The 13,720-nt window shown below is 52.9% G+C and carries 11 protein-coding genes, 1 tRNA gene and 1 pseudogene; 7 read left to right on the top strand and 6 right to left on the bottom strand.

Annotated features, from left to right (window positions below):
• On the top strand, positions 1-192 hold a 192-nt coding region (locus H627_RS20540; RefSeq protein WP_035441224.1), incomplete at its 5' end, for an ATP-binding protein.
• Positions 193-468: 276 nt separating this feature from the next.
• On the opposite strand, the gene H627_RS20440 is transcribed toward H627_RS20540, so the two are convergent.
• From H627_RS20440 to H627_RS18560, 4 genes and pseudogenes are all read right to left on the bottom strand, one after another.
• Positions 469-609, bottom strand: coding sequence for a hypothetical protein (locus tag H627_RS20440; protein ID WP_152319385.1), 141 nt, complete (start codon positions 607-609; stop codon positions 469-471).
• A 16-nt stretch (positions 610-625) separates the two neighbouring features.
• Positions 626-874, bottom strand: a complete 249-nt coding sequence (locus tag H627_RS0114205) for a GlsB/YeaQ/YmgE family stress response membrane protein (RefSeq protein ID WP_027829459.1) — start codon at positions 872-874, stop codon at positions 626-628.
• Positions 875-1,162: 288 nt separating this feature from the next.
• Positions 1,163-1,235 (bottom strand) — tRNA-Lys (locus H627_RS0114210).
• Positions 1,236-1,358: 123 nt separating this feature from the next.
• Positions 1,359-2,648, bottom strand: a pseudogene (locus H627_RS18560) (ABC transporter substrate-binding protein).
• Between the two features lie 251 nt (positions 2,649-2,899).
• Here H627_RS18560 and yycF point away from each other — a divergent pair.
• The 6 genes from yycF (at position 2,900) to H627_RS18565 (ending at position 10,170) form a co-directional block, all read left to right on the top strand.
• A complete protein-coding gene (gene yycF, locus H627_RS0114235; protein WP_027829462.1) occupies positions 2,900-3,613 on the top strand; it encodes a response regulator YycF in 714 nt (237 codons plus the stop codon).
• A gap of 24 nt (positions 3,614-3,637) precedes the next feature.
• The gene (gene walK, locus H627_RS0114240) at positions 3,638-5,518 is read left to right on the top strand and encodes a cell wall metabolism sensor histidine kinase WalK (protein ID WP_027829463.1); all 1,881 of its coding nucleotides are present in this window, start codon (positions 3,638-3,640) and stop codon (positions 5,516-5,518) included.
• Entirely contained in the window at positions 5,502-6,920 is a 1,419-nt protein-coding gene (locus H627_RS0114245; RefSeq protein ID WP_027829464.1) for a YycH family regulatory protein, read from the top strand. Before walK ends, H627_RS0114245 begins: the two co-directional genes overlap by 17 nt.
• Positions 6,921-7,757, top strand: coding sequence for a two-component system regulatory protein YycI (locus tag H627_RS0114250; RefSeq protein ID WP_027829465.1), 837 nt, complete (start codon positions 6,921-6,923; stop codon positions 7,755-7,757).
• 67 nt (positions 7,758-7,824) lie between these two features.
• Entirely contained in the window at positions 7,825-8,643 is an 819-nt protein-coding gene (locus H627_RS0114255) for an MBL fold metallo-hydrolase (protein ID WP_027829466.1), read from the top strand.
• Positions 8,644-8,787: 144 nt separating this feature from the next.
• Entirely contained in the window at positions 8,788-10,170 is a 1,383-nt protein-coding gene (locus tag H627_RS18565; protein WP_051225462.1) for a S1C family serine protease, read from the top strand.
• A 369-nt stretch (positions 10,171-10,539) separates the two neighbouring features.
• Here the strand turns inward: H627_RS18565 and H627_RS0114265 are convergent, their stop codons facing one another.
• Complete coding sequence (locus H627_RS0114265) at positions 10,540-12,525, bottom strand: elongation factor G (protein ID WP_027829467.1); 1,986 nt, start codon at positions 12,523-12,525, stop codon at positions 10,540-10,542.
• A gap of 238 nt (positions 12,526-12,763) precedes the next feature.
• Positions 12,764-13,720, bottom strand: a 957-nt coding sequence (locus H627_RS0114270) for an RNA-guided endonuclease InsQ/TnpB family protein (protein WP_027829468.1), incomplete at its 5' end; no start/stop codon positions are given.

Genomic DNA, 13,720 nt, shown 5'->3' on the forward strand with positions numbered 1-13,720 from the left:
AAAGGACCCCAACAGTGGGGAGAACTGATTGGCGACGAAATCATTGCGGCAGCGATACTAGATCGCATTGTGCAGAAATCAGAGATCATCGAACTGACAGGACATAGTTACCGAGTAACCCATCGCCAAACGATCTTCGATAATCCGCATCGTTCGGTAATCGGCCTGTCAAATGGTGTCCAAAACCCGTAGGATGACTATTACACCGGCATTGGGATGGAGTGGCTCAGTCTTATTGAGCGAAATTGGTTCAAAATTAATGAGCGAAAATGGCTCAATCGAACTTGACGGTTACATTTGTGTGCTAACAGGCCATTTCTGGTGCACGCCCGGTGAAGAAGGCAAGTGAATGACTGTCTGGATCAACCGGCAGCGGAATTTTTCCCCTGTGGGTGTCGCCATTTTTGGACATACCCAGTTCAGCACAAAAAATAGCCACCCCAAGATGAGGTGGCACACTCAGGAAAACTAGTTGTGGAGCTTGTCTTGCAATTGATCGCCAGCCTTGTCGATGCTCTTAGCTGCAAAAACCGTACTAGCAACAAGAACTCCGCCAACAATTAACGTACTAGCAACCATAAACTTAAACGCGGATTGTAAAACTTCCATGAAAGCAGCTCTCCTCTCACTTATTCGACCTGCTAATGAAGAATGAAACAACAGCGACCACAATAATTGCGCCAATAATCGACGGAATTAAAGCCATGCCAGCCAACTGCGGTCCCCAATGGCCTAAAAGTGACTCACCAATAGCAGAACCAACTAAACCTGCTACGATATTGGCGATCCAGCCCATTGATTTACCATTGTTAGTTATTGCCCCAGCAATTGCACCAATCACTGCGCCAATGATCAAAGCCCAAAGCAAATGCATAAGCACACCTCATTCCATGAAGTAATCAGAGAAACTATCTAGGACACTATCAATTATACGTTAATGGTTACTGCAATTGCAAACTTCAGTATAAAAAAAGGCCGTTCCTGATTCAGACCAGAAACGGCAACCGCCCACCCGTAATGATATTTTATTTGTGGTTTTCCGTGGTTTTCTCGTGGTTTTCTTTCATTGTCAATTCATGCGAATCAATGACAATTCGGCCAAAAGAAAAACCAGTAACAACGCCGTTTTAGCAACGTTTGCTACTGGTTGATAACGCAAAAATGGGTGGCCAGGGGATCGAACCCTGGACCCACGGATTAAGAGTCCGTTGCTCTGCCAGCTGAGCTAGCCACCCATGAAATGTCCCTGTCGCTCTCAACGACTTAAATATAATAGCACGAGAAAAGGGGGTCATGCAACCCCCTTTTACGGAAAAATGTCAGTAATGTTGACTTAGGGACGCTGGCTGTCCCCGTACTTACTTGTTATCCTGAATGATTTGCTCGGTTTGCTTCTGCAAGGCTGTCAAGGCAGTCTTCGCCGACTCACCCTTGCTGATGGTGGCGTCCACGGCTGCATACAGGTCGTTGCGGTACTCGTTGTAACCGACGAACGGGGTGGAGGAGAAGGCCTTCTCATATGCATCCACGGCCGCTTGATATTCGGGATTCTTCTTTAGAAAGGCCTGGTAGCTGGTGCTGGTCACGGCAGATTTCACCACGGGCACATAACCGGTCTTTTCACCCCAATCAGCTTGGACTTTGCTGCTCATTAGATATTTCATAAACTGCCAAGCCCCTTGCTGCTGTTTGGCGGACGCCCCTTTGAAAAGCCCTAGACCATTGTTGCCCAGCACGTTGCTTTCTTTGCCTTGGAAGCCGGGCATCAGCGCCGTACCCCAGTGCATGGTCTTGGGCGCCGTATTCTTCAATTGCTGGATCGTGGCGGCCGGCGAACATCTTGCCCTGAACGAAGGGCACGTTGAAGTAGAAGTCGGTCCCGGCAGAAGCGGCCGTCTTGTCGTGGAGCATGGCGACAATGGCGTTACCGGCGGCTAGTGTCGCTGGCGTCGTCAAATTCACCTTCAGCTGCGGCGTGACCAGCCGGTTGCCGGCATCGTAGGCCAAGGTTTCAAGTTCAAAATGATAGGACTTGTTGAACCCCACCGTGGTGATGCCAGTACCCTTGAGCTTCTGGCTGATGGCGGCGAAGTCTTCCCAGTTCTTCGGGACGCTCAGTTTGTACTTATCTTAAATGTCTTTGTTGTAAAACATGATCCGAGTGCCGGTAGCAAAGGGCATGGTGTAATACTTGCCTTGGTACTTCAGGTTTTGCCGGATGCCGGGGTAAATATCGGCCAGTTCCTTATCGGTCAGTTTGTCGCTGCCCTTCAGCGCCACGTTGTCCAGAGGCAGGATGAAGCCGTTCTTTATGTACTCGGGCACCGTGATATCGGTGACCTGGCTCATGGTGGGCAAAGTTCGGGATTTGGCCGCCGCCAGCAGCTTCTTTTGGAGGTTGTCGTAACTCCCCTGGGACGTACCGACCACTTCGTATTGCTTCTGGCTCTTGTTGAAATCAGTGATGTAGGACTTCAACGCCTTTTCGTAGACCCCGTCATCCGATACCAGAACGTGATCTTGGTCCGGCCGCTGCTGCTGGTTCCGCCGCCGGGGGTACTGGACGAACCGCTACCGACGCTGCATCCAGCCAGAATCACCGCGGCCGCCAAGGTCGCTGCCACTGTTAAGAACCGTCGTAACTTCATGCTTTTTCCTCCTCGTATAATACATCGCTTCAACTACATCATCAGTATAAGATGCCGAATCGGCTTTGCAACGGAAAATGCCTCGCGTTACAGAAAATAGACAAACACGAAGAGACCGTTTTCAACAAGGCGAGCCCAACAGTTTGCCCCGCCCCGCTTCGTGACACTTTTGTAATATTGTCCAGAATTGTTATAATTGTTACAGGTCACTATTGCACGCACCATCAACCTCAAGGAGGTATTTGTTTCGCATGGCCAAAAAAATTCTCGTAGTAGACGATGAAAAACCAATTTCTGACATTCTGAAATTCAACTTGACCCAAGAAGGCTACGATGTCGACACCGCAGCCGATGGCGAGGAAGCCCTGGCCAAGGTAAAAAGTTATGAACCGGATCTGATTTTACTGGATCTGATGTTACCGAAAATCGACGGGCTGGAAGTGGCCCGCCAAGTGCGCAAGGACCGCGATACGCCGATTATTATGCTCACGGCGAAGGACTCGGAGATCGATAAGGTTCTGGGTTTGGAACTGGGGGCTGATGATTATGTCACCAAGCCGTTCTCTAACCGGGAACTGATTGCCCGGGTGAAGGCTAATTTGCGCCGCATCGATGCCACCAACAGTGCCCAAGAAGTCGATTCAGATAGTCCCCAAGAAATTACCGTGGGCGATCTGCAGATTTTGCCGGACGCTTATATTGCTAAGAAACGGGGCGAGAAGATCGAATTGACCCACCGGGAATTTGAACTCCTCTATTATTTAGCCCAGCATCTGGGTCAGGTGATGACCCGGGAGCACCTGTTACAAACCGTGTGGGGTTATGATTACTTCGGCGATGTGCGTACCGTCGATGTGACCGTTCGCCGCTTGCGGGAAAAAATCGAAGACAATCCAAGCAAACCGGAATGGCTGGTCACCCGCCGCGGCGTCGGCTATTTCCTGCGCCGGCCGGGGGATGAGTGATCGCCGTAAGGCGGGTCTAACCGCATGAACAAACGAATTAAATTATTTCAATCCATTCATTTTAAAATCGCCCTGGTTTTCGTCCTGCTGCTGGTTGTGACACTGGAAGTCATCGGGGCTTATTTTGTCGGCCAGTTGGAGGAGCAGAACGTCCAGTCCTTTGAAGACTCGATCCAGCTCCAAGCTTACGTCATGAACCAATTATCGACGGCTTTGGTGGATAAAAACAGTACCCAGGCCAATCAGACGATCAAAGACGTTCTCAGCAACGTGAACAACAATAACATTTCTGAAATTCAAGTCGTGGACAATCGCGGCGTGATTCGCGGCACGAGCAACGTTAATGATCAAGACGCCGTGGGCCATCGCTCCACGGTTCCTGAAGTGAAGACTGGAATCTATCAGAACCGGAAGCTGGATCGGATCAGTTACGATGCCCGCAACCGGAGTTTTTATATTGCCATCACGCCGCTGTCGAATCCCACCGCGGAGAGCAACGCCACAGTGGGGGTCGTCTATGTGCGGGCCAATATGGAGGACGTCTTCTCTGGTATTCAAAAAATTGTCCAGATCTTCCTGGCGGCCTCGCTCACGGCAGCCGTTTTGGGGACTGTAATTGCCATTCTTATTTCCCGGGCAATAACCAAGCCCATTGATGATATGAAGAAACAAGCGATCCGCATGGCCCGAGGGGATTACTCCGGTCAGGTACGGATCTACGGCAATGACGAACTCGGCCAGCTGGCTGTGGCCGTCAACAACCTCTCTGTCCGGGTCGAGGAGGCCCAGGAAGCTTCAGAGGCGGAACGCCGGCGGCTGGACTCGGTCCTCAGTTACATGACGGACGGGGTCTTGGCTACCGACCGGCGGGGCAACGTCGTGATCATCAACGATACGGCCCAGGATTACCTGGATAAGTCCGAAGAAGATACCATCGGCCGCTCAATTCTGGATGTGCTGGATATCAGTGAAGACTACACCTTGCGGGATCTGCTCGAAAAGCAGCAGGAAATCATCCTGGATATGTCCGACAAGGGCAACAAGGACTTGATCTTGCACGCTTACTTCTCTCTCATCCAGCGAGAGACCGGGTTCATTTCCGGCTTGGTCTGCGTACTCCACGATGTCACCGAGCAGGAAAAGAACGAGCGCGAACAGCAGCAATTCGTTTCCAATGTGTCCCATGAATTGCGCACGCCGCTGACCAGTCTGCGCAGTTATATTGAGGCCCTGAACGACGGCGCGTGGAAAGATCCGAGTATTGCGCCGAAGTTTCTGAAAGTGACTCAGAATGAAACCGACCGGATGATTCGGATGATCAATGATCTGCTCAGTCTGTCCCGGATTGATCGGGGAACGGCCAAGTTGAACTTGGAGTATGTCAATCTGAATGAGTTCTTGGCTTACATCATCAATCGGTTCGATATGATGATTCATTCTGATGAAGAGAACGCCGCCGGCTCTGGGGCACCCCAGAAGCACTACGTGATCAAGCGGAACTTCACGTCCCAAGATATCTGGCAGGAGATCGATACAGATAAGATGACGCAAGTGATCGACAACTTGATGAATAACGCCATCAAGTATTCACCCGATGGCGGGACGATCACCGTTCGGCTCTTCCGGTCCCGGGAACACGTCCTGATCAGTATCGCGGACCAGGGTCTGGGCATTCCCCGGGCGGATCTGGCCAAGGTCTTTGACCGCTTCTACCGGGTGGATAAAGCCCGTTCCCGGCAACAGGGCGGTACGGGCTTGGGCCTAGCCATTTCCAAAGAAATTGTGGAGGCTCACCGCGGCCGGATTTGGGTCAACAGTACTGAGGGCAAGGGCTCCACGTTCTATATTTCACTGCCGTATGAAGCCTACGATCCAGGAGGTGACTGGGATGACGAGACTGTCTAGTATTATCCTGCGGGTGGCCCTGATCATCGCAGTAGCGATCAGCTTCGTGCTGACCTACTTGATCATGGCCCATAATACCGCGTTCAATCGGCCCCAGGATGTGGTGAATGACAACGCCAATGCCGTGCAGAACAGCACCGTGCAGAGTCTAGGCGATGTGTATTTGCCGATTCGCGTTATTTATCATGATGATGTGACCGAGAAATTGGTGTATAACCGCAAGAATAACCTGATGGCTAATTTGCAGAAGCGCTTGGCCAAATGGAACATGACCACGATTGGGGTGGTCCAAAAACTGGACATGAAGGCCTATTTGGCCCGCCTCAATCAAAAAAACAGTATCATGATGATTTACCCGGACCGCATCACGTGGCGCTTGTTTGCGGATACGTTCAAACAGCCCAGTAAATTATCCGAGACGGATTTCGCTTTTGATCGGCTGATTGCGACACCCAAGGGCAACCGCTTAACCATCACCTTTTTGAACGATGACAACCAAACAATTCGCGAGACCACTATGGCTGGCAATTATACCGATCTGACCAGCCTGGTGCGGAGTGCTGATTTTACTGCGCAGTGCAAGTACGTGGCGTTAAACAACACTACGCAGCTGCTATTTACCAAGGCGTTCACGATGAACCCTTATAGCTACCTGGTGTCCTACACTCCGGACAACGAGTTCGTCAATAATCTGATGAGCGGGTCGGAAACGAGTAATATCGAGTCCAAATCATCTGGCGGTGATACCCAGTACATTTCAGGCAGTCAAAAATTGATCGTGCCCAAGAACGGCCATTTGGTGACCTATCAGAGCTACGGCCAAAAGGAAGTCAAGACGATGACCGCGAAGCTGGAGAATAGCTTTGAAACGTTGAAAAATGGCGGGATTTCCCTGCGCAATATCCGCTATTTCGGCTATGACGATAATACCGACACGGTCTCGTTTCGCAATTATGTAGAGGGCTTCCCGGTATTCCAGCAAACTGATAAAGGAGCGGCGCAAATCACACCGGGGGATTCCACTGGACTGTTGGAGGCACTCTTCGCTAATTCTAATTTGCAAGTGCCGGTACCCTCGGACCAAGCGGCAGTATCGGTGATTCCCACCGAGCAGGTGATCGATCAAATGGTACAGCGGGGCTTCAAACGCAAACGCATTGAACGAATCCAGCTGGGCTACCGGTGGCAGATGGATAAGGAAACCGACCAGGTCGTCGATTTGCTGCCGACGTATTATGTCCGCTACTATGGACAATGGCAGTCGTTTGGAACTTGGCTGAAAACTGACCCGGATACCGTTTCCGATACGTCACCGGCTGACCAAACCAGCGCTTCGGGCGAGTCGAATGATGCTGATCAAGCGAGTGCCAATACCAACAGCACGGCCATGGGGGTGAGATAAATGGACTTTCGCAAGATTGAAGGCATCTTTCTCATCGTGTTCATTGCGCTGGATATCTTCCTGTTCTTCTCCTTTCGCTCCAACCTGACCCAGGTCGGCTCACGGACAACCTCCACTACCACGACCCCCACCAGCTTCGTGCGGGAGATGCAGGAGGATAATATCAGTGTGAATAAGCTGTCCACCAAGCGGGGCAGCGGCTATTATTTGGCCAGCCAGCCCAACGCCGCCCTGCAACAGAATTACCATCGGTTGACAGATCAGACGGTGTCTTTAGATTCAGCCCAAATGACGCTGATCAGCAAGCTCAATGATCCGTTCCGAGTCACCACAAAGAACCGGAACAGTGTCTTTCGGGACTGGCTGAAAACGAGCGGCAACGTTCTGTTTGCCGATCAGTACGAGTATGTTCCGGAAGTATCGGATACTACGCGGGCGGTTTATGCCCAAAAGGTGGACGGTCAGCTGCTCATGGACAGCCACGGCCAGCTGGTCTTCCAGATCCGCAACGGCTGGGTGACCGGTTATACCCAGACCTATATTGATCGGCTGTTAAAGCTGCAGGAAATGGATCAGACAAAGAGTGCTCAAGAGGCGGTGATGCTGCTGTATACGTATAGTGAAATCCCGTCCAATTCTCGTATTCTTTGGGAGAAGCTGGCCTATGGCTGGCTGCTGGACGCCAAAGGCAGTACGATTTACATCCCCGTGTGGTACGTGGGCATTGAGAACCGCAACACCAAAGTCGTCACTATCAAGCGGGTCAACGCCTTCACTGGCGCGGTATTGAAGAGCAATACGAACGATGCCACCAGCAGTACGACCAGCAGCTCATAATTCCGTCTGACAGGATATTATGTTATTCTGGGCAGAAAGCAAATCAAGATTTAGGGAGCGACATTCAGTGGGAAATTTACCAGGGTTGGATTATTTCAGAGTCAGTCCATTGGCCAGCAGTTCCACGGGGAACGTGACATATATTGAAACGCCCCAGCATAAGGTGCTGGTGGATGCTGGACTGTCGGGTAAGAAAGTTGAGTTATTGATGGAAAGTATTGGCCGTACCTTGAAAGAGGTGGACAGTCTTTTCGTTACCCATGAACACAGCGACCACATTCGCGGCGTTGGGGTCTTGGCTCGCCGGTATCCGCAGATGAATATTTATACCAACGCGCAAACCTGGCAGGCCATGCTGCCGAAAATCGGTAAAGTGCCGGCGGCCCAGCGGCAGCTGTTCCCCATGGGGACGACGCTGTCCTTGGGTGATCTGGACGTCACCAGCTTCGGCGTTTCCCACGATGCCATTGCGCCGCAGTTCTATGAATTTCATCATTCAGGGGAATCTTTTGTAATCGTCACCGATACCGGCTACGTGTCTGAGCGGGTCGAAGGGGTGATCAAGGATGCCACCTGCTACTTATTTGAAGCCAACCACGACACCGAGATGCTGCGGGAAGGGATGTATCCCTGGCCGCTGAAGCAGCGCATCATGAGCGACTTAGGTCATTTGTCCAATGTGGACGGGGCCCATGCTTTGATGGATGTGGTCGGCAACGATACAAAACATATCTTCTTAGGCCATCTGAGTCAGGAAAATAATATGAAATCGTTGGCCCACATGACGGTGGCGGAAACAATGGCCGCCCATGATTTTGGGGTTGATCATGATTTCTATCTTCACGATACCGATCCGCTGGTGGCGGTACCGCTGCTCACGCTGTAGGCGGCGCAAGTTTGGCTACAGAAAGATCACCGCAGAGCAACACAATGTTCGCATTTTTTTCAAACTTCTTCGATACACTAGTAAGTGAAGATTGATAGAGATAAAGGAGGGGTCAGGTCTTGGTGTCGGACAAGACCAGTCATGATGGATAATAATCAATTTAACAATAATGAACCTAATAATGAACCGAATCAGCAACCCAACCAACGCCCGGTACGGCCGGTGAATAATGGCAACGGTCAACCGCCGCGGCAAAAACGCGGGGGCGGATTATGGAAAATTGCCGTCGTTGCCCTCGTTTCCGCCTTGATCGGCGGCGGCGTGGCGTATGCCGGCTTCAGTCACCAAATTAGTAATCAGGCCAGCGACACGACCGTTTCTTCTAGTTCTGAACCGGGGACAACTCAGGTCAGCAACGTGACGATGAAGAATTCGACGTCCATGTCCAAGGCGTTTTCGAAAAATAAAAACGCCGTTGTTTCTGTGGTGAACCTGCAGAAGCAGAGCAACACCGATAGTTCTGATCCGTTTGCCGGACTCTTCGGCGATGACGATGACAGCAAGAGCAGTTCTTCTAAAGGCAGCTTGGAAGAGTATGGCGAAGGTTCTGGGGTGATTTATGCCAACCAGAACGGTAAAGGCTACATCGTGACTAACTATCACGTCGTTGAAGGCTCTGATTCATTGCAAGTTATTTTAAGCGATGGTACGAAGGTATCAGCAAAGAAAGTCGGGACCGATGAAGTCAGTGACTTGGCAGTTTTGACCATTGATTCGAAATATGTCAAAGGGACTGCGACTTTCGGCAATTCCGATGCACTGACACCGGGTGAACCGGTCATCGCCATTGGCTCGCCGCTGGGCAGCGAATATGCGACCTCGGTAACCCAAGGGATCATTTCGGCCAAGAGCCGGACCGTGGACACCACCAATTCTAGTGGTCAGACGACCGGTCAGGCGACGGTTATTCAAACGGACGCGGCCATCAACCCTGGGAACTCCGGCGGCCCGCTGGTGAATGCGGAGGCCCAAGTTGTGGGAATCAACTCGATGAAGCTGGCCCAGAGCAATGACGGGACCACCGTTGAAGGGATGGGTTTTGCCATTCCGAGTAACGAAGTGGTGAAGATCATCAATCAGCTGGTGAAGAATGGTAAGGTCGTGCGGCCAGCCCTTGGGGTGCGGGTCATTGACCTGAGTACCGTGGATAATTCACGGATCCGCAGTCAGCTGAAGATTCCGGATAGTTTGACCGAAGGGGTCGTCATTGGCAGCGTGGACAAGAACACACCGGCGTCTAACGCTGGTTTGAAGGCCTACGATGTGATCACGGCACTGAACGGCAAAGCAGTGAACTCTGTGGCGCAGCTGCACACGGCGTTGTATAACTTCAATGTCGGCGATAAGGTCACGGTGACGTATTACCGGGGCAGCAGCAAGCAGACGGCGTCAGTAACGTTGAGTGAGACGCAGAGTCAGGTGGAGAAGAACAATTCGAGCAGCAGCAGTTCTTCGAGCCGGGGTTAAGCGGTAATAAGTGAGTAAGTGAGAAAGGTCCTGCCTGAGCAACGGGTTTGTTGCTGGGGCGGGACCTTTTTTGTTTGTGAACTGGAAGAAAGCATTCTACTGCCGTGCCAAGTACTCCGCAAGCTGCGGCGGATGGGGCTGGAACGTGGTGACGGCGCTTTGAGCCCGCAAAAACCGCGGTCTCAAAGTCGCCTAACCACATCGGCGGCAAGCCGCCGTGTGGTTGCACCACTGAGCCCCATCCGCCTCCGCTTGCTCCGCACTTGACACTAGGTACGTCTAGACTATTAAGTGGTTCTTCGCATGATACTCGTTACACCAGACGCTACTCAGCGGCATACTGAACCTTGGTATTTTCCTCGTTATGCGTTATGACTGCTGTTCGTCGGTCATTGCGGCGAGTTGGGCGGGGGTGTAGACGTACGGCAGATGCATGGTGGCGGGGACCTTGTCCCAGTTGACGGTGTATGCGGCGCCGTGGGCGACGAAGACGGAGCCGGGGGGATTGGCGAGATCGCTGGTGGGATTGTAGGTGGCTTCGGCGATGACGGTATCGGCGTTGTGGGCGGGGCGGTAGCCGGCGACGACGTATTCGAGACTGCCTTCGCCGTGGGTGTAGGTGGTCACTTCCTGGGTGTAGGACTGCATTTCGGAGACCGGGGCGGTGCCGGTGAGGACGGTGAGGGTGCCGCCGGCAGTATCTTCAGTTTCAGCGATCGTGCCGCTCATCCGTTGAATGTCGTTCATCGCCCGGCCGACCTGATCCCGAGTAATGGTCAGGCGAAAATCGTACCACGGTTCTAAGACGACGCAGTGATTTTGGCTGGCTAGGACCATCAAACCCTGGCGCAGGGCGCGCCAGGCCGCTTCCCGAAAATCGCCGCCCACAGTGTGGACAATACTGCCGCGACCGGTGACCAGAGTGATGCGCATATCAGTGATCGGCGCGCCGATGAGGACCCCGAGCTGCTCCTTGGCCTGAAGGCTGGTGAGGACTTGGTGCTGCCAATTTTGGGGCAAGGTCTCGGTACTGGTCGTTGAATCGTAGACCGACCCGCTGCCCGGTTGGCCGGGGCGCAGGAGCAGGTGGACTTCCGCATAGTGGCGCAGCGGCTCGAAATGGCCAGCACCTTCGCCGGCGGCGGTGATCGTTTCTTTGTACAGGATATGGCCTTGGACAAAGTCCACTTGTAAGTTAAAGCGGTCCGCCAGCATTTGCCGCAGGACGGTCAATTGAATTTCGCCCATGAGCCGAACCCGGATCTCCTGCAGGCTTTCTGACCAGCTCACGTGCAGCTGGGGGTCTTCGTCGGCCAGCTGGCGCATGGCGGTGAGGCAAGCATGAATATCGTTGCCTTGGGGATCCAAGGCGTAAGTGAGCACCGGCTGCAATTCAGGTTGGGGCGAGTCTTGGGCCGCACCAAGGCCTTGGCCGGGATAAGTGTCGGTGAAGCCGGTCATGGCGCAAACACCGCCAGCGGGGACAGTTTGCACGAGGGTGAATTTCTCGCCGTTGTAGACCCGCAGCTGGTTGGCCTTTTCGTCGTCCAAGACGACTTGGCGGGCTTGCAAAGTACCGCCGGTGACCCGCACCCAGGTAAGCCGCTCGCCCTTGGTGTCGTGGGTGATTTTGAATACCCGGGCACCAAAGTCAGCAGCCGCTTGGGCCGGTTGGGTCCAGCGCTGCAAGCCGGCCAGGAAGGCGGTGATCCCTTGCCGCTTGAGGGCCGAACCAAAATAAACTGGAAAGACTTGCCGGTTGTGAATCAGTCGCTGCACAGTCGTATCGGACAAGGTTCCGGCAGTGAGGAAATCCGTCAAAACCGTATCGTCTTGCACGGCCGCGTTTTCCAGAGCGGCTTCGCTCAGCTGACCGGCATCCGTCAGGGTGAAGTCGGTGCAGCCGGGGGCCAGAGTCTTTTGCAGTAAGGCTAAAACCGCGGCTGGGTCGGCACCGGGGGCGTCTATTTTATTGACCCAGATAAAGACGGGGACGCGGTAGCGGGCCAGCAGGTGCCAAAGCGTGCGCGTATAGCCCGGCACGCCGTCCGTGGCGGAGACTACCAAAATGGCGTAATCCAGCACCGGCAGAACGGCCTCCATTTGAGCCGCGAAGTCCACGTGGCCCGGGGTATCCAATAGGGTCACGGCTAAGTCGCCGGCCTGTAATTTGGCCTGATGGGAAAAGATAGTGATCCCGCGTTTTTTCTCTAAAGCGTCGTTATCGAGAAACGCGTCGCCCTTGTCCACCCGGCCCCAGGTGCGGATCGTGCCGGCGGCGTAGAGCAGGGCTTCGGATAGGGTAGTCTTCCCGGCGTCGACGTGGGCCACAATACCGGTGACGATATGTTTCATGGCGATCAGTTCCTGCTTTCTAAAATCGTGAATGCTTACATTATACCGTTTTGGGCAAGCACACCGTTCCTTTTTTCGGTACCAAATGGTACTAAACAAGATAATTGCCGGTTCTCCAGACGATGGTCTGTCCGAGATGCTCTCAGCCAGCTAGGGTAGCCTGGCAGTCGAGTCTAACACTGATTCCCGGCCTTAGAGTCCCCGTGAACGTCGGGTAGCCAAGCGAATGCTTGGAATCTTATTCAGTTGCCGTAAGGACCGTATAGTCTGTTGCTTGCTGCAAGTTGATCGCGGCATTCACGTCGCGGTCGATGGATAATCCGCAGTGCGGACAATTGAATTGGCGGACGGCCAGATCCGCCATCGTACCGTGGAATTGAGCTCGATTGTAAGTGCCGCAGGTGCTGCATAACTTTGTACTGGGATACCAGGTGCTGACTTCGCGCAATTCAATGCCATGCTTTAGACACTGCCACGTGAGCCAGGTCTTGAAGTAAGCAAGTCCCAACTTTTGGATACTGGGTGCCAACTTGGGATTGGCCTTCATCCCCTTGATATTGAGTTTTTCCACGGTGATATGCGGCGGTTTAAGCTTAACAATTTGCGCAATGGCTTGGCGTACCGTTTCTTTGTTGATCTTTGCCAGTTTAGCTGACCAGCGGGTCAGATAGTATCGAGCCTCTTCGATGCCTCGACTGGTCAGATAACCAGCCTTTTGATGCGGGTGATTCTTGGCGAAACTCTTCTCGGCCGCAATTTTGCGCCGGGCCAAGCGGGCCTGCCAGCGTTTCTTCATCTTTTCCACGTGGTAGTAATAGGACGTTTTGGAAATATTGATAAACTTTTTGCCGGTATTCAAAATGGCCATATCTTTGATGCCCAGATCAATGCCCAGGCCTAACTCGGTCTCCGTGTGTGCGACTGGCTGGGTTGGTGCCGGCTCATCAGTAGCCACCACCACCCAATAGTCATTCGCCCAGCGGCTGACCCAGCAGCCAGTGATGTGATACCCGATTTTTTGAAGCCGGTCATCAGTGGGCAAATAACCAAATTCAGAAAGCCGCAGCCAACCAATCAGTGGTAATCTGATACGGTCGCGCTGAACGCGGATCGCACCGCTGAAATAAGCCACTTGGCGGGCATGATAGCCCTTGAAGCGCGGCTCTTCCGCTAAGCCCTTGAAATAGTTCTGGAA

The sequence above is a fragment of the Schleiferilactobacillus harbinensis DSM 16991 genome, assembly GCF_000425885.1.
Lineage (GTDB): Bacteria > Bacillota > Bacilli > Lactobacillales > Lactobacillaceae > Schleiferilactobacillus > Schleiferilactobacillus harbinensis.

Excerpts from the sequence above, each read along its gene's own strand:
- H627_RS18565 (WP_051225462.1), top strand. The coding sequence starts at position 8,788 with ATGGATAATAATCAATTTAACAATAATGAACCTAATAATGAACCGAAT.
- H627_RS0114205 (WP_027829459.1), bottom strand. The coding sequence starts at position 874 with ATGCATTTGCTTTGGGCTTTGATCATTGGCGCAGTGATTGGTGCAATT.
- H627_RS0114245 (WP_027829464.1), top strand. The coding sequence starts at position 5,502 with ATGACGAGACTGTCTAGTATTATCCTGCGGGTGGCCCTGATCATCGCA.
- yycF (WP_027829462.1), top strand. The coding sequence starts at position 2,900 with ATGGCCAAAAAAATTCTCGTAGTAGACGATGAAAAACCAATTTCTGAC.
- H627_RS0114265 (WP_027829467.1), bottom strand. The coding sequence starts at position 12,525 with ATGAAACATATCGTCACCGGTATTGTGGCCCACGTCGACGCCGGGAAG.
- H627_RS0114250 (WP_027829465.1), top strand. The coding sequence starts at position 6,921 with ATGGACTTTCGCAAGATTGAAGGCATCTTTCTCATCGTGTTCATTGCG.
- H627_RS20440 (WP_152319385.1), bottom strand. The coding sequence starts at position 609 with ATGGAAGTTTTACAATCCGCGTTTAAGTTTATGGTTGCTAGTACGTTA.
- walK (WP_027829463.1), top strand. The coding sequence starts at position 3,638 with ATGAACAAACGAATTAAATTATTTCAATCCATTCATTTTAAAATCGCC.